Annotated in this window: 17 protein-coding genes; 8 read left to right on the top strand and 9 right to left on the bottom strand. The window is 64.4% G+C overall.

Annotation, left to right across the window (positions count from 1 at the left end):
- Positions 1–30 precede the first annotated feature (30 nt).
- Positions 31–2169 (bottom strand): molybdopterin-containing oxidoreductase family protein, encoded by a 2139-nt coding sequence (locus GRI59_RS02460; protein ID WP_160759609.1) that lies wholly within the window; start codon positions 2167–2169, stop codon positions 31–33.
- 122 nt (positions 2170–2291) lie between these two features.
- Between GRI59_RS02460 and GRI59_RS02455 the strand changes: the two genes are divergently transcribed.
- Entirely contained in the window at positions 2292–3296 is a 1005-nt protein-coding gene (locus tag GRI59_RS02455) for an NADP-dependent oxidoreductase (RefSeq protein ID WP_160759608.1), read from the top strand.
- A 134-nt stretch (positions 3297–3430) separates the two neighbouring features.
- Here the strand turns inward: GRI59_RS02455 and mobA are convergent, their stop codons facing one another.
- Genes mobA through GRI59_RS02440 form a run of 3 tightly spaced genes read right to left on the bottom strand, consistent with a single transcriptional unit; the run spans position 3431 to position 4710 of the window.
- A complete protein-coding gene (mobA, locus tag GRI59_RS02450) occupies positions 3431–3940 on the bottom strand; it encodes an NTP transferase domain-containing protein (protein WP_160759607.1) in 510 nt (169 codons plus the stop codon).
- A 9-nt stretch (positions 3941–3949) separates the two neighbouring features.
- Positions 3950–4291: a putative quinol monooxygenase gene (locus tag GRI59_RS02445; protein WP_160759606.1), complete on the bottom strand. Its 342-nt coding sequence runs from the start codon at positions 4289–4291 to the stop codon at positions 3950–3952.
- 8 nt (positions 4292–4299) lie between these two features.
- Positions 4300–4710, bottom strand: coding sequence for a nuclear transport factor 2 family protein (locus GRI59_RS02440; RefSeq protein WP_160759605.1), 411 nt, complete (start codon positions 4708–4710; stop codon positions 4300–4302).
- A 124-nt stretch (positions 4711–4834) separates the two neighbouring features.
- Between GRI59_RS02440 and GRI59_RS02435 the strand changes: the two genes are divergently transcribed.
- Positions 4835–5644, top strand: a complete 810-nt coding sequence (locus tag GRI59_RS02435; protein WP_160759604.1) for an SDR family NAD(P)-dependent oxidoreductase — start codon at positions 4835–4837, stop codon at positions 5642–5644.
- 357 nt (positions 5645–6001) lie between these two features.
- On the opposite strand, the gene GRI59_RS02430 is transcribed toward GRI59_RS02435, so the two are convergent.
- Positions 6002–6778: an SDR family NAD(P)-dependent oxidoreductase gene (locus tag GRI59_RS02430; protein ID WP_160759603.1), complete on the bottom strand. Its 777-nt coding sequence runs from the start codon at positions 6776–6778 to the stop codon at positions 6002–6004.
- 199 nt (positions 6779–6977) lie between these two features.
- Between GRI59_RS02430 and GRI59_RS02425 the strand changes: the two genes are divergently transcribed.
- Entirely contained in the window at positions 6978–8597 is a 1620-nt protein-coding gene (locus GRI59_RS02425; RefSeq protein ID WP_160759602.1) for an FAD-dependent oxidoreductase, read from the top strand.
- Positions 8598–8682: 85 nt separating this feature from the next.
- On the opposite strand, the gene GRI59_RS02420 is transcribed toward GRI59_RS02425, so the two are convergent.
- The 3 genes from GRI59_RS02420 to GRI59_RS02410 all read right to left on the bottom strand — a co-directional run bounded on the left by GRI59_RS02420 (position 8683) and on the right by GRI59_RS02410 (position 12057).
- Positions 8683–10020, bottom strand: a complete 1338-nt coding sequence (locus tag GRI59_RS02420; protein WP_160759601.1) for an aromatic ring-hydroxylating oxygenase subunit alpha — start codon at positions 10018–10020, stop codon at positions 8683–8685.
- A 1-nt stretch (position 10021) separates the two neighbouring features.
- Positions 10022–11293: a cytochrome P450 gene (locus GRI59_RS02415; protein ID WP_160759600.1), complete on the bottom strand. Its 1272-nt coding sequence runs from the start codon at positions 11291–11293 to the stop codon at positions 10022–10024.
- 161 nt (positions 11294–11454) lie between these two features.
- On the bottom strand, positions 11455–12057 hold the full coding sequence (locus tag GRI59_RS02410; protein ID WP_202390850.1) for a carboxymuconolactone decarboxylase family protein: 603 nt from the start codon (positions 12055–12057) through the stop codon (positions 11455–11457).
- Positions 12058–12170: 113 nt separating this feature from the next.
- Here GRI59_RS02410 and GRI59_RS02405 point away from each other — a divergent pair, with 113 nt between their 5' ends.
- The 3 genes from GRI59_RS02405 to GRI59_RS02395 are packed head-to-tail and all read left to right on the top strand — an operon-like array spanning position 12171 to position 14415.
- Positions 12171–13481, top strand: a complete 1311-nt coding sequence (locus tag GRI59_RS02405; RefSeq protein WP_160759598.1) for a cytochrome P450 — start codon at positions 12171–12173, stop codon at positions 13479–13481.
- A 14-nt stretch (positions 13482–13495) separates the two neighbouring features.
- Positions 13496–13897, top strand: a complete 402-nt coding sequence (locus tag GRI59_RS02400) for a putative quinol monooxygenase (RefSeq protein WP_160759597.1) — start codon at positions 13496–13498, stop codon at positions 13895–13897.
- Positions 13894–14415 carry a nuclear transport factor 2 family protein gene (locus GRI59_RS02395; RefSeq protein WP_160759596.1) on the top strand — a complete coding sequence of 174 codons (522 nt, stop codon included), beginning with the start codon at positions 13894–13896 and terminating at the stop codon, positions 14413–14415. Before GRI59_RS02400 ends, GRI59_RS02395 begins: the two co-directional genes overlap by 4 nt.
- A gap of 183 nt (positions 14416–14598) precedes the next feature.
- Here GRI59_RS02395 and GRI59_RS02390 read toward each other — a convergent pair whose 3' ends face one another.
- Positions 14599–14949, bottom strand: coding sequence for a nuclear transport factor 2 family protein (locus GRI59_RS02390; RefSeq protein ID WP_160759595.1), 351 nt, complete (start codon positions 14947–14949; stop codon positions 14599–14601).
- Positions 14950–15066: 117 nt separating this feature from the next.
- Between GRI59_RS02390 and GRI59_RS02385 the strand changes: the two genes are divergently transcribed.
- Together GRI59_RS02385 and GRI59_RS02380 are read left to right on the top strand one after the other, a co-directional pair.
- Positions 15067–15600, top strand: a complete 534-nt coding sequence (locus tag GRI59_RS02385) for a carboxymuconolactone decarboxylase family protein (protein WP_160759594.1) — start codon at positions 15067–15069, stop codon at positions 15598–15600.
- On the top strand, positions 15597–15965 hold the full coding sequence (locus GRI59_RS02380) for a hypothetical protein (RefSeq protein WP_160759593.1): 369 nt from the start codon (positions 15597–15599) through the stop codon (positions 15963–15965). The genes GRI59_RS02385 and GRI59_RS02380 overlap by 4 nt, the downstream gene beginning before the upstream one ends.
- Positions 15966–15982 lie beyond the last annotated feature (17 nt).

Here is a 15982-nt window from a genome sequence, read left to right as displayed (position 1 = left end):
CCGAACGGGTTGAGGGGTGAGAAGGCTAAATCAGGCCGGTTCGAGCTTCACCGGAATGGCGCTTTGCAGGGACTGCCCGGTGATCGGATCGTAATCGACCACCTCGCTCACCAGCCGGTTGGTGGAAGACCCACGTTCCCGCACATCCTCCTTGGTGGCATCGGCATCGCCGTAAGCATGGGCCATCGAGATGATCCCGCGCCGCACCTTGTCGCTCGCCTTCACGACCCCGTGGATCGTAGCATGGGGCGAAGTGATAGCGACGAGCCCGCCTTCCTCCAGCCCGAGCGCGGCGATATCCTCGGGATGGATATAGGCGGGGTTGGTAGTGGTCTTGGCCTGCAATTTCTTGAGCGGATGGCCGATCGAATTGAACCGTGTCTTGGAGCGGCGGCTAATCAGCCGGTAATCGAAGCCTTCGCGCGCCGCGCGGTTCTCGGCATATTTGCCGATCTCCGATGGCATTTCGCCGACCGCCAGATCGAAGCGGTGGAATTCGCCTTCGTCGACCGGTTGAACCATCGGGTGAACCTCGGGATAGATCACCGCCGCGCCCCCATTGGCGGCGCAATCGGCACGCACCTGGCTGGGCGTGACGAGGCAGCCGGTTACGGCGAGATCGAGGAACTCCTGCTTGGTCGGCTTGCGGTCCATCGGCAACGGCCCGCCATTGAGGTTCATCTGGATGCCGAGATGATGGGCGAGCGTCCAGAACATCTCATATTCGTCGATGCAGTCGCCCGGCGCTTCCACCACAGCTTCAGTGTAGCGGGCATAGGGTTCCTCGTGCCACCATTCGGAAAGGCTGGTGATGTCCTCGCGCTCTAGGCATTGCGAGGGGGCGAGGACGACGTCGGCGCGCTTGGCGCTGGCGCTCATCCACGGGTCGATCTGCACGAACAGCTCAAGGTCATCGAGCGCGCGGACCATCTTGGCCTGATCGGGGAAGCCGACCACCGGATTGCCTCCGACCGAGATCAGCGCGCGCACCTGGCCTTCGCCGGGGGTAAGGATTTCGTCGGCCAGCACGTTGCAGGGCATCTCCCAGCCCAGATGGCCCAAGCCCCGGAACCGCGATTTCGGCATCCCTTCCGCGCCGAACATCGGCACCGGCGGCGCAACCTGCGCGCGGCGGGCGTTCTGGTAGGGGCTGAAGACACCCGGGATCGCGGCCTTCTCGCCCTCCTGCTTGAAGCGGGCGCAGATCGTGTTGAGGCAGACGACGAGATATTCGGTGAGCGTCCCGTTGCCCGCCATTTCGGGGCCAGTGCCGGTGACCGCGCAGCCCTTGGAGCCGGTGGCGAACATCCGTGCAGCGGCTACAAGCTGGTCCTTGTCGAGCCCCGCGCGTTCCGCGGCGACTTCAGGCGGGAAGGCCTTCACCGCTTCGGCGAGTTCATCGAACCCATCGACATGCGCGGCGACGAAATTGCGGTCATACAGCCCTTCGCTGATGATGACGTTGAGCATCCCCGCCAGCATCGCCGGATCCTCGCCCGGCTTCACCGGCAAGTAGATGTCAGCCAGCCGCGCCACATCGCTTTCGCGCGGATCGGCGACGATCAGCTTGAGGCCCTTGGCCTGCTGGTCACGGATGCGGCGCGAGGGACTGAACGGCGGCACCCCGCCCACCGGCGAATAGTGCGAGACAATCGGGTTGTTGCCGATGAACATCGCCACGTCGCTTTCCGAGAAGGTATTCGGCCCCGCCATCCACTTGCCGTAACGCTGCGTGGTGAACACCTTGGCGGGCTGATCGAGCGTCACCGAGGTGTAGAAATTGCGGCTCCCCACCGCGTTGGCAAAGCTCAATGAAGCGGACATGGCCGCGCTGTTTTGGAACCCGCCAGAACCCATGAACACAGCCACCGAATTCGGGCCATACTGGTCAATGATGCGGCGCAGTTCGCTTGCCACATGGGCCAGCGCTTCGGGCATCGGGGTCGAGACGAATTCGCCCTCGGCGTTCCTCACCAGCGAATGGTGCAGGCGGTTTTCCGAATTGTGCGAATCCGGCAGCTCGCGGCCCTTCATGCAGGTGTAACCGCCATAGGCCAGATCGTCGGGATCGCCGCGCACTTCGATCACCTTCCCATCGGCAACGTCCACCTCCATCGCGCAATTGGCGTGGCAAAAGCGGCAGAAGGTCTTGTGAGTCTCGACGCCCATCGTGGTTCTCCCTTTATCTGTGCAAACTACCACAGGGTGCGAACCACTCGACTGACACTTTTGTCCGTGGAGACGGGCGCCGCGCCCCCGCAATAGGGCAGGCGAAACGAGGAGATGCCCCGATGCCGACCACCACCCGCCAATGGCTCTTGAACGGACACCCGCGCGGCCGCGGGATCGAGATCGAGAACGACTTCAAGCTGGTCACCACCGAACTTGGCGATCCTGCGCCCGGTGAGATGCTGCTGAAATTGCATTACCTCGGCTTCGATCCGGCGCAGAAGGGCTGGATGGAGAACATTGCCGACTATGTCGCCCCGATGGCGATCGGCGACGTGATGCGCGGCAGCGGGATTGCCGAAGTGGTCGCATCCAATGGCGGCCGGTTCGCTGTGGGCGATATGCTGTTCGGCACAACCGGCTGGACCGAATATCTCGTCACCGACGGCAAGGAACTTACCAAGGTCGAAACCGAAATCTCGCCCACTGCGGTGCTCTCGGTGCTGGGGACGACCGGGCTGACCGCCTATTGCGGGCTGTTCAAGGTCGGCAAGCCGGTGGCAGGGGATACCGTGTTGGTTAGCGGCGCGGCAGGCGCAACGGGGAGCATCGTCGGCCAGCTCGCCAAGATCGCCGGGTGCCGCGTGGTCGGCATCGCGGGCGGTCAGGACAAGTGCGATTGGCTGGTGCGCGAAGCGGGCTATGACGCCGCCATCGATTACAAGGCGGACAATGTGAAGGCGCAGATCAAGGAGCACTGCCCGCGCGGCGTGGACGTGATCTACGACAATGTCGGCGGCAAGATCCTCAATGATATGCTCGCCTGCATCGCCACCAATGCCCGTGTGGTGATCTGCGGCGGGATCAGCCGGTACGAGACCGGCTCGCTTCCCGCTGGCCCCGAGAATTACTTCAACCTCGTGTTCCGGCGCGGGACCATGGCGGGCTTCATCGTGCTCGATTGGGCGAGCGAATTTCCCGGCATCCGCAAGCGGCTCGAAGGCTTCGTCAAGGATGGCAGCCTGAAGTATCAGGAAGACATCCAGCACGGCTTCGAAAACGCGCCGCAGACCTTGCAGCGGCTGTTCGCTGGCTTGAACCGCGGGAAGCAGATGCTGAAGCTTTAGGAGGTTTACCCCTCCGTCAGCCCTACGGGCTGCCACCTCCCCATCCCTTCGGGACAGGGAGGGACAAAAGGGCCAAAGTCCCTCCCCGTTGCGCAGCAATGGGGAGGTGGCACCGCGAAGCGGTGACGGAGGGGTTACCCCGCCAAATCCTCCGGCCGGTTGACGTTCATCAAGGCCGCCGGAAGATCGATCCGCCGCGCGGCAATGGCATCGGCGAAGCGGTAGAGCGACCGCCCTCCGCCGCTCAGGAAGGTATCAATCGCCGGGAAGTCTACTACCGGCCACAGCCCGACGACCGGCTGGCTCTCCACAATCGCCGCGCCTTCGCCTGTGAGGCTGGCGGCCAGATCATGCGGCAGGTCGGGCACATCCACTCCGGCGGACAGGACATGGCTGAAGCCCTGTTCCCGCGCATGGCGCAACGCCGCTGCCAGCCCGCCGAGCGGGCCAAGTCCAGCCTCGGGCCAATCAGGGATGCAGGCAAACCTCGGCTCTTCGCGCCCGCACACCACCAACCCGCCGCACTGCGCCAGCAGCGCTGCCGCCACCCGGTCGATCAGCCGCTCGCCCTGATACAGCGCCTGCGCCTTGTCGCTGCCGAACCGCCGCGCCTGTCCGCCGGCGAGGATCGCGCCCAGAATCACTGGCGCAGTTTAGTCAAACGCCTCGGTCGCATTACCCTCGGCGTTGTAGACCGGGCCTTCCGCATCGACGCGGTACTTGGCGCTCACCGCGCCGGTGAGGCCGAATTGACCGATGTGATCGCGCATTCCGGTATAGGCGGGGTCCTTGAAATGGGCGGCGAGCGCCTCTTCGCTTTCCCATTCCTCGAACACGTTCACGCGCGCCGGATTCATCGAACAGGCGCTCCAGTCGTAATGGATGCAGCCCTTCTCCGCGAGCGCCGCTTCGATATGCGGGCGGGCGGTGCGCAGCGCTTCTTCGCGCTGGGCGGGATCGAGGTCGATTTGCGCGGAAATGAGAATCTTGGCCATGTGCCGAATTACCCCTGAGCGCCGAATTCGGCGATGATCTTGAAGGTGCGGCTGGTGAACACCCAGCGCCCGTCGATTTTGGCGAGTTCGTCTTCGTAAAGCCCACCGACATGGCGCGCGGGCGCATCCTTGGGCTTCAAAATTTCCTGCGTCTGCACCCGCGATTTCGCGGTGTTGCCGGTGACTTCGATCATGCAGGGCACGCATTGGAAGCTCACCGCCTCCAGCCCGCCCATCGCGCCGTTCCAGAAGCCAACGATGGCGTCCTTGCCCTTGGTCTTGTGGCCCATCAGATCCCAGTCGGCATCATCCGCCCACACGCTCCCCCAGGTTTCGGCATCGAAGCGCACCACGCCATCGGCATAGGTGCCATTGAGTTCGACGATCGCCACGCGATCCTCCAGCGGTCCGGTAAACATTGCGCGCTCTCCCACGATTGTCGCGCCGCTATCCGCCGCGGGGGCTGGCGGAACAATGGACACTTTTGGGAAGGGCCGCGGCATTGCTCCCCGTGTTACTCGGCATCTCGAGAGGAGATTTGTGATGGGACAGTTAGAGGGCAAGACCGCAGTGGTGCTGGGCGCAGCGTCGGAGGGCAACATGGGCCAGACCGTCGCCCGCCTGTTCGCCAAGGAGGGCGCGAAGGTCATGGTCGCGGGCCGCAAGGAAGCCCCACTAGCCGCGCTGGCTGACGAGATCGGCGGGGCCTACGCCCTGTGCGACATCGCCAAGAAGCCCGAGGTCAACGCCATGGCCGACAAGGCGGTGACGACCTTCGGAAGAGTCGACATCGCCATCAACACCACCGGCTGGGGCCTGCTCGCCAGCCTGGAGGAGATCACCGACGAACAGCTCGACCAGATCGTCGATCTCCAGTTCAAGGGCGTGCACCACTTCCTGCAGGCCTTCGTGCGGGTGATGAGCGCGCAGGCACCTACCGGCGGATCGCTCATCAGCCTGTCTTCGGCCACCACCAAGGCGATCCTCACCAACCACGCGGCCTATATCGGCACCAAGCGCGGCAGTGAGGCGCTGATCGAGTGCGTCGCCAATGATTACGGGCACTTGGGGATCAAGGCCAACACGGTCTCGCCCGCTTTCACCGATAGCCCGATGACCCACGCGAGCTTCCAGGTGCCTGGCCTGACCGACGCCTTCCTGCCGCGCTATCCGATGGGACGGCTCAATACGGTGGAGGATGTCGCCCATGCCTGCCTGTGGCTGAGCACCGATCAGGCCTATGTCACGGGCGCCAATATCCAGCCCAATGGCGGCCTCATCATGCGCGGTAATCCGCAAGCGGGCGACGTTGCCGCAGCGGTCGGCGCGGCTATGGCGAAGCTTCAGGGATAGGCCGAAGTTGACAAAGTTGACAGGGTGTCAAGCGCCATCTGACGCGATTTTATAAGCATTTAGAGAGAGTTACGCTCTGAAAACGAAACTGACACATCGCATCGGTGCGGGGGGGGGGAGGTGCTGCGCACAGCCCCCGCTCCGGGTCAGCGGACGATGGGAAAGAACGGCGCAGGGTGTATCGCCAACCGGGCGTGTAGGAAACCGGTTGGCGCGGCGATGGCGAAGTTGGGGCGGGTAGAGTCTGACGCCGTCATCCCGGCGAAAGCCGGGATCGCTCGCAGCTTGGTGCCTGCCGAAAGCGGTCCCGGGTCAAGCCCGGGATGACGGGGGATGCTTGCGGGTCTTCGCGCGGCCTCAATACTGCGCCGTTCCCCCGTCAACGCTGATCTGCTGGCCGGTGATGCCTGCGCCCGCCGCGCTTGCCAGCAGCACTGCCACAGCGGCCACTTCCTCAACCGTGTTCGGCCGCTTGATCGCCGAGTCGGCCGCGAACATCGCGATCATTTCGTCCAGCTCCATGCCCATCGCCTTGGCGGTGGCCGGGCCGTTGTTCTTGATGATGTCGGTGATGACGATGCCGGGGCAGATGGCGTTGACTGTCACGCCATTCACGCCGACTTCGCGGGCGACGCTTTTGGTCATGCCGTTCACCGCGTGCTTGGCGGCGGAGTAGGCGGTCAGCACCGGCTTGCCGTGCTTGCCCTCCATCGACGAGATGTTGATGACCCGCCCATCGCCCTTGGCAATCATGGTCGGCAGCGCGCGGCGGGTGGCCCAGAAGGTCGAATAGACATTCCACTTCATCGCTTCGTCAAAGGCGTGATCGGACAGATTGACCAGCGGCTGCAAATCCCCCGCGCCGCCGGCGTTGTTCACCAGAATGTCGAGCGTGCCGAAATGGGCGATGGTCTGGTCGATGAAACCTTCGAGATCGGCCTGTTCCATCACGTCGCCCGCGATGAAGATCGCGTTGTCTCCGGCACCTAGTTCTTCCAGAACTTTCGCGCCCTTTTCGGGATTGCGCGCGAACAGCGCGACTTTCCCGCCCTCGGCCAAGAATGCTTCAGCGATCCCGCGCCCCATGCCCGCTGTGCCGCCGGTGATTGCAGCGATTTTTCCTGCCAGTTTCATATGTTCTCCAGCCCTTCCTCGTCATTGCGAGCGTAGCGAAGCAATCCATCGACCGACCGTGCAATCGCAAAGGACGGGTCATGGATTGCCGCGTCGCCTGCGGCTCCTCGCAATAACGAGTAGGGGAGGGGCGAGCGAAGCGCACCTTGCCAAAATGACGGGTTGCCGGAAGCCGCGCGCAGGGCGTCTAACCGCCCGTATGGAACACGTCGACGTCATCATCCTTGGCACCGGCGCGGCGGGCATGACCGCTGCGCTTGCCGCCCATGAAGCAGGCGCGCGGGTCGCGCTGATCGAACGGGGGGAGCGGATCGGCGGCACCTCGGCGATATCGGGCGGGGTGATCTGGGTCGCCGACAACCCCCAGATGCGCGCGGCGGGCATGGCCGACAGCCGCGAGGATGCGCTCGCCTATTTCCGCAGCCTCGATCACGGCGATCTGGTGGACGAGACGCTGGAGGCCTTCGTCGACAAGGGGCCGGAGGCACTCGCCTTTCTGGAAGGGATCGACGCGCTCAAGGTCGCGGTGCTCCCCGGCTATCCCGACTATTATCTCGACCGCCCCGGCGCAAAGCCCGAGGGCTCCCGCGCGCTTGACCATGATCTGTTCGCGCTGGGCGAGCTCGGCGATTGGGCCGCGAAAATCTACGCCATCGAGGAGCCCAAGCCGCTGATGCTGCGCGAAACGCCCTTGGGCGGGGCGACCGCGATGCCGCCGATGGCAGTGCTGGGCCAGCGCATGGCGGCGCGGCAATGCGGGTTTGGGCAGGCGATGGTGGCGCGGCTGCTGAAGGCGTGTCTGGCGCGCGGGATAGAGCCGATCATGGGCGTTGAAACCAAGCGGCTGGTGCGCGACGGCGAGCGGATCACCGGGATGGAAGGCACGCGCGATGGTCAGCCCTTCGCCATGACCGCACGGCGCGGGGTGATCCTCACCACCGGCGGGTTCGAATGGGACGAGGACTTGCGCCAGACCTTCTTGCGCGGCCCCGTCACCGCCCCCGCCAGCCCACCGACGGGCAAGGGCGAGGGGCTGAAGCTGGTGATGCAGGCGGGCGCGAAGCTCGGTAACATGACCAGCGCGTGGTGGGCGCCGACCTTGGTGACGCCCGATGCGCCATGGGCCAGCGGCGAGCAACGCGCACAGATCATTCTGATTGAGCGGACGGTGCCGCACTCGATCATGGTGAACCGGAGCGGGCGGCGCTTCTGTAACGAGGCGGCGAATTATTCGGCCTTGGGCGGGGTGTTCCACCAGTTCGATCCGGCGAGTTATGACTACGCCAACCTCCCCGCCTATCTGATCTTCGATGCGCAATATGCGGAGCGCTATCCCTTAGGCACGCGCCAGCCGGGTCAGCCGATCCCTGACTGGGTGATGCGCGCCGATACGCTGGAGGGGTTGGCGGCGCAGATTGGCGTCGATGCGGCGGCGCTGACCGAAACCGTGGCCCGCTTCAACGTCCATGCGGATGAAGGCCACGATCCCGATTTCGGGCGGGGGACGAGCGCCTACGATCACTTCTATGGCGACCGCTCGCGGGACGGCACCGCCGTTACACTCGGCGCGATCCGCGAAGCGCCGTTCTATGCGGTGGAGATCGCCTCAGGGTTGCTCGGCACCAACGGAGGCCCGCGCACGGACGGGCAGGCGCGCATCCTCGGGCATGACGGCGCGCCGATCCCCGGTCTGCTCGGCGCGGGCAATGCCATCGCCTGCCCCACCGGCGGGATTTACGCAGGCGCAGGCGGGACGTTGGGGCCAGCGCTGACCTTTGGATACATCGCAGGGCGGACGGCGGCTTTGGCGAACCTCTAGATCCGTTCGTGTCGAGCGCAGTCGAGACACCTATGACTGCGCGCAGCGCATCTCGACTTCGCTCGATGCGAACGGAGGTTGCGCCCTACTCCCCCAACCAGCGATCAATCGTATCGTGGAAGAACCGCACCCGCGCCTCTTGTCCGGCGAGATGCCCGCCCTTGTAGCCGCGTGAGCGCAGACCCTTCTGCTGCTCGCTCCAGATGCTCACATCCTGATCGATGCCCGGGCCGCAGCTGAGTTCGCCAACCTTGCCGCGCTTGTGCGGGACGGGGACGGTGCGGTCGACTTCCTCGCCCATCGAGTAGGAGTAATACCGGTCCGCGCCTTCGGGGAACCAGGTGAAATACCACATGTCGAAATAGCACCGCTCGGGATCGGTCGGATGCGGGTCGGCGCGCAGCCAGATGCAGCCGTCGGGCTTGAGGCTGAAGCTGATGTTGGGGAAGATCGTGTAGTGGAAATGATCGGTCAGCTGCGCATCGTGGAAGTGGCTGAAGTCATAACCCTTGTCGGCGCCCAGCTTGCGCTTGGCCTGCTGGATCGCCTCGCGGGTGCGCAGCGGATCATCGCGGAAATCTTCGGGGTCGAGGCCCCAATAGGTGAGCTCCTTCGCCATCATTTCGAGCACGGTGTCGGTGTGCCCGCGAAGGCTCCGCGCCGGGCGTGATCCGGGCATGAACATCCGCGCATGGCCCTCTGGTGCGTAGAGATCGAACTGGCAGTCCTTGTAGCTCTGCTCCATCACAAACCGGGTTTGCGGGTGGACGAAGGGCAGGTGGTAGGACTCGTTGAAATTGTCCTGCACGCACTTCCAGTTCCAGTCGCCCTCCAGCGTGACCCAGTGGGTGCGGTGCATCTGCTCCATCCGGTAGCCCGCAATCTGCGGCGCGACGGGGCCGAGATGCTCGGCGAGCGGGGTGGCGTGCGGATCAAGATTGACCCAGACAAAGCTGGCAAACACCTCGCACCGCACTTCCTCCAGCTTGACCTTGCCGCAGGGGGTGCCGCCGACGAAATCCTCGGGGCAGGGGACGAAATTGAGCTCACCTTCATGGGTGAACCGCCAGCCGTGGTAGGAACAGGCGATCCGCTTGGAATGGCCCTCCTCCTCCATGACGAGGCGCTTTCCGCGGTGCGGGCAGACATTGTAGAACGCGCGGATCTGCCCGTCATCGCCGTGGGTGACGAGGATGCTTTCGCGGCCGATGTCATAGGTGAAGAAGTCGCCGGGCTTGGCGACCTGGGCCGCGAGGCCGCCGATCAGCCAGCTTTTGGTCCAGATCCCCTCCCACTCGCGGTCCATGAACTCGCGCGACCAGTAGCGGCTGCCCTCAATCGGCTTGGCTGACAGCGCGGGCATCGGCTGCGGGGTGGTGTCGATCCGCATCGGCGCGGTGTCGGGGCTGAGCAGGGTGGCCATATCAGCGTGCCTTCGCTTCAAAAGTGATGTGGAGCTGCTTGAGGGAGCGCAGCAGGAAGTGCGGGTGGTAGCTGAAGTCATTCAGCCCTTCGGCAAAGTGCATGTCCTCGAACCGGTCGACCACGGCCTGGAAGCCCCAGGTGAGTTCGCGCCGGGCGAGCGGGGCGCCGAGGCAGTGGTGCGTGCCGGACCCGAAGGCCATGTGTGCACCCGCCTTGGGCCGGTCGAGGTCGAGCTTTTCGGGACAGTCGAAGAAGCGTTCGTCCCGGTTCGCCGCGCCGTAGCGGACGTTGACGACCGAGCCTGCGGGGATCGTCACCCCGTCCAGCTCCACGTCCTTGTGGGTGAAGCGCATGAGGCTCTGCACCGGGCTTTCCAGCCTGAGCACTTCCTCGACGAAATTGCGCATATATTTGTCGGGATCGGTCTTGAGTGTGTGCCACACATCCTTGTTCTCGATCAGCAGCTTCATCCCTGCGGCGAGCGCATTGGTGGTGGTTTCCGAGCCGCCGACGAAGGTGTCGGCCATCATCTCGGCGTGGAGTTCCTCGTTGTTCAGCGGACGGCCCCAGCCGTCGATCACGGTGTTGACCAGCACGCTGATGAGCGATCCATCGGGGTGTTCGCGCAGGCGTTCGAAGATCGGCTGGAAGTAATGCTGCGCCTCGATCTCGCGGTCGACCATTTCGAGGTGCTTGTCTTCGGGCAGCATCAGGCTGATGCGGTGGAAGAAGGCGTCGGTCCAGCCCTTGATCCGCCACATATCCTCGCGCGCGGCGCCCATCTGTTCGCCGATGATGAACAGTGGCAGCGGGACGCAGAACTGGCGCACCCAATCGCAGTGGCCGTCTTGGGCGAATTCGTCGATCAGCTCGTAGGCGAGGGTTTCGACGCGCGGGTCGATGTCCTTGATGCGGCTGGGCTTGAACGCCTCGTTGAACATCGCGCGCATCTGCTTGTGGTTGGGGTCATCGCGCCCCGCCAGCGTCGGCGCGGGCAGCCAGCCTTTTTCGCGGAACCGCTCGGCCACCTTGCGCCCGCGCTCCATGTCGGTGGGATTCGCGCGCATCAACTCATTGGCAGCGGTCGAGGGGAACCGCGCGGGGTCCATCAGCACCTCGCGCACATGGTCGTAGCGGCTGACGACGAAGATCTGCGTTCCCGGAATGTTGTAAACCGGGGCCTCGTCGCGCAGGGTTTTGTAGGCATCGTAAGGGCACTGCTGGAGCGCCGGGTCGAACAGGTTGATCTGCGGGGTGGCGGTGGTGGCCATGGGGTGTCCTCTGAAGCGCTGAAGCAATCAAACCGTTCGTGCTGAGCTTGTCGAAGCACCGTCTTTTTCTTCGGGCGTCGCGCGTCGCCGCAGAGAAGAAGTGCAGTCCTTCGACAAGCTCAGGACGAACGGGGGTGGGGAGACGAGGTCGAGCGTGGCCATCATCGCACCTGAATCTTTTCAGCGCCCCAAGGCGCGATTTTCTCGGCTGTCTGGAACGCCTCGGGCAGTTCCTCGACCATGTGATACGTCGCGGCCAACCGGCCGAAGCCGACGAAGAACGCCACCGTCATGCCGAGTTCGACAATTTGCGCCTCGCTGAAATGCGCCCGCAAATCGGCATACATGGCATCGTCAATCGCCAGATGATCGGTCGCCATCAGCTCACCGTAACGGATCGCGACCTTCTCGGCGGCGGTGAGGTTTTCGGCCTCCTGCGGGCGTTCGAGCGAGCACACCAGCCCCTCGGTCACGCCATCCGCCACCGCATCGGAATAGCGGATTGCCATGCACGAACGGCATTGGTTGAAGAAAGCGACGCGCAGCCGCACCAGCTCCACCAGCCGGTCAGGCAGAGTGCGGTTGCGCTTCAACGCGCCGCCAAAGCCCATCAGGCCCAGCGCCTGTTCCGGGCAATGCGCGAAATAGCGGGTCAGACCCTGTTCGAGATCGGTCAGGTTGTCGGGCTGGATCGCTGTGACCAGCCGTTCGTCCCATTGCTCCGGCGCCAGTTTGGCAATTCGGCTCACAGCGGTCTCTCCCATTGGCGGGCCTCACAAAATAGCCCGTTTCCGTAAGGTCGACGCTGCGGGACAAGGCAGGCAGGAGCAATTGGCGGATTCGCTAAGCGAAGCGCCCCGCGATGGGAGAGGCGGCTGTGCAGTCTGGTATCGAAGGCGCGCCGCAGAGCCTCGCCGAAGTCGACTTGTTCGCCCACGGCGCGCAGGAACATTGGTATGCGGCCTATGCGATCCTCCATGCCGAGGCCCCGGTGCAGCGCCTGCCCGGAGAGGGCCTGACGCCCGATAGCGATGCTTTCGTGCTGACCAAATACGATGACATTTCTCGCGTCGTGAAGGACTGGAACCGCTTCCCGCCGACGCTGTCGTTGCTGGTTGCGCATATCCAGCAATCGGGCGAGATGCCCACGCACCTGCCCGATATTGACGCGATGGTCGCCTCGATCGTGTCGCTGCGCCCCGATCCGGAGATGTGGCGCGCGCATCGCAAGGAGTTGACCGATCCGTGGGTGGGGCCGGGGTGCACGCGCCACGCCGCGATGATCACGGCCCATGTCGATGATCTGATCGCCGGGATGCTGGCCAAAGCGAAGCGCGGGGAGCCGGTCGACTTCGTCGCCGATTTCGCCCGTCCCCTGCCGCAGCGAGTGATGGCCGATGTGCTGGGCTTCCCGCACGCAGACATCCCGCGGCTGGAGCAATGGGGCAATGCGCAGGTCATGTCCTATGTAATCGGGACGACCCACAAGAACATCCTCACCCCCGAACAGAGCGCCGAGAAGTTCCGGCTGCTGGCGGGAATGAAGGAATATGTGGCGGAGAAAACGCGCGAGAAACGCACCGCTCCGCAGGACGACATGGTCAGCTTCCTGACGCAGGTCGAATATGCCCCGCTGGGCCGCAAGCTCACCGATGATGAGATCAACGGTGTGGTCTATGCGATGGTGATCGGCGGGCTGGAAACGACCCAATATGCCATCGCCGAGCAAGCGCAATTGCTGTGCGAACGGCCGGGGATGTTTGGCACCTTGCGCGGCGACCGCGCGGCTATCCGTACCTTCATCGAGGAAGGGATGCGGCTACGCTCACCCACGCAAGGCCTCTCGACCCGCATCTGCGCCAATGACGAAGTATTTCAGGGCGTCGAAGTGCCTGCCGGGTCAATGCTCCACCTGCGCTGGGCGGCGGCGAATATCGATGCGGACGAGTTCGAAGACCCGCTTGACCTGAAGCTCGACCGCAAGGCGGCGACCCGGCACCTCGCCTTCAGTCAGGGGCCGCGCTCGTGTCCGGGCTCCAACATTTCGCGGCTGGAACAGATGATCGCGTGGGAGCGCCTGTGCGACGCCTTCGCCGATCTTGCCTACGCACCCGGCAACGACTTCCGCCATCAGGGCGGGATTATGCTCGGCATCCACCGGCTGTTCTTGAACCTCACACCCGCCTGAACGGAGACGCTTCGATGGCCACATTGCTCGCTCATATCCAGATCCAGCCCGGCAAGGAGGACAAGTGGGAAGCGATCATGCACGACATGGTCCACCACACCTTCGGCACCGAGGAAGGGGTGATCCGCTATGAATACTGGAAGGGGCAGGAGCCGCTGAGTTACTACTGCCTGCTCAGCTTCAAGGACAAGTGGGCGTTCTATCACCACCAGATGTCCGATCACCACGAAGGCCACGATTTCGCGGACGTGTTGGCGGGGATAAGACTTGAATATATCGACCCCGTCGATGGGGCAGGGGGAGGGCTGCCGCCGACCGAAGACCCGGCGCTGCCCGCTGATGCGAGCGAGGCGATGCGGACAGCGCAGGAACGCTTCCCGCTGGCGATCCCGGCATGGTGGAGCGCGCGCGTATGAACGTGGAAGCCGTGCTTCAGGAACTGCTCGACAAGCAGGCGATCCAGGAACTGATCGCGCGCTATTCGCGCACCCTCGACTGGGTCGATGATGCGGGGCAGGCGGGTTGTTACTGGCCCGATGCGGCGATTGACTACGGCTTCTTCAAGGGCACTGCGGCGGACTTCGTGCCGGTGGTGATGGCGGTGGAACGCTCAACCGGGCGGCGCTGGCACTTGTTGTCGTCATTGGCCGTGAAGCTGACCTCGGCGACGACGGCGGAGGGCGAATGTTACGGCATCGCGCTCGGCTTCCGGCGCGAGGATGAGAGCGAGCCCTACAAGGGCAACATGTATGGCGGGCGCTATCTCGACCAGTATGAAAAGCGGGATGGAGAGTGGCGCATTTCGAGCCGCCGCTACATCATGGACTGGACGATGGCGATGCCCGACCAGCCCGACGCCAGCCCCAACGCCGAATTCCCGCTGCCGATGCTGGACCTGTGCGAAAGCGGGCATCCCGATTACCGGGCGATGTAAGCAGAGGGTTCGCGCCAAGACGCCAAGAAGCCAAGAAGCCAAGAAGCCAAGAGGTAGCGTTCGCGGCGAAGCCGCTCAGCTGGTCATCCGCAGCATGAGTTTGGCGGCTCGGCCAGCGGCCGGGCGGACCCTCTTTGCCTCTTGGCGGCTTGGCGCGAGCCTTACTGCGGCTGCGCCACGAGGCTACTCCGCCGGGTCCATGTAGTCGCGGTAATAGGTCAGCTTCCCGCCGCTGACCTTGTAAATGCCGACGCCGCCGCGCGAGGGGGCGCCTTCCATGTGCATCGTCCAGCGCGCCCACACGGCGTGATCGTCGCCGCAGATCTCGTCAACGGTGAAGTGGACCTTCCGGTCCCCCATTTCCTTCACCATCGTGGTCATGAAGCCCATGATCGCCGCGCGCCCGCGATACTGGCCCCAGATCGGGTCTTCGAGAAACGCGTCCTCGGCGAAGAGGTCGGCCAGTTTGGTGTAGTCGCCATCGTCCTGGATGCGCCAAAACTCCTCGATCACGCGCTGTGCTTCGCCTGCCATGCTGTCTCTCCTGCTGGGCGCAATCTGCCACGCCCACCCACCGCTGCCCCCTGCGAAAATGGCGAGGGTGCCGTTACGGCAGGCTCGGGCTAGTCTGACCGCCAAGGAGAGAGCTTCATGTCGACCACCCCGCGCGTATCCTCGGCTATTGCTGGCGAACCGGCGCATTTCGGAAGCGTGCTCGCGCATCAGCCCGCTATCGCGGAGAGTTTCTTCGCGCTTTACGGGCGGTTCTGGGGCTCCGATGTCTTGGCGGCGCGGATCAAGGAGGTCGCGCGGATGCGCAATGCGCGCGTCACCGAATGCGGGTTCTGCCGCAATGTCCGCTTCGACAAGGCGGTGGCCGAGGGGTTGGGCGAGGAGGTGGTGGATGACATCACCGATGGCTACGAGACCTCGGACAAGCTCACCGCTACCGAAAAGGCGGTGCTGAAATTCACCGACGCGCTGATTCATGATCCCGACCTGCTGACCGGCGATGCCAAGGCGGCGTTGCAGCGCCATCTTACGCCGGCGCAGATCGCCGAACTCGGGTTGGGGGTGACGTTGTTCCTCGCGCTCGCCAAGGCGCTGATTACGATGGGGCTGGAGCCGGAGGTCATGGATCGCACTGTGCTGCCCACGCCCGCAGTGCTGGAGGCCGCAGAATGAGCGCCGTCTGCGCCGCGCTGGCGGGCGATCCGGTGCTGGCAGCCCACTACGCCGATTTCCGCGCCAAGGCCGAAGGCGCACTCGACCCCGCGCTGGTGGCGCTGGTCCGGCAGGCGGTGGCGCAGGTGCACGGTATCGACAGCGCGCCGATCGACGAAAGCACGCTCGACGCCGGAACCCGCGCGGCCATCGCCTATGCGCGGCGGATGCCGTTCGAGCATACCGCGATCACCGACGCCGAAGCCGCCGCAATGGTGGCGCATCTGGGCGAGCCGGGGTTTGTCGCCTTCTCGGTGGTAACAGCGCTGGCGGATGCCGAATGCCGCGCGGAGTTGGTGGGTCTGCCGGGGTTGGCGGGGGTCTGATTCCATTCTCCCCGCCC

The organism is Erythrobacter ramosus (assembly GCF_009828055.1).
In the GTDB taxonomy this organism is placed as follows: Bacteria; Pseudomonadota; Alphaproteobacteria; order Sphingomonadales; family Sphingomonadaceae; genus Erythrobacter; species Erythrobacter ramosus.
The sequence above is the reverse complement of the archived record's forward strand: the minus strand, read 5'-3'. Positions and strand labels throughout refer to the sequence as shown.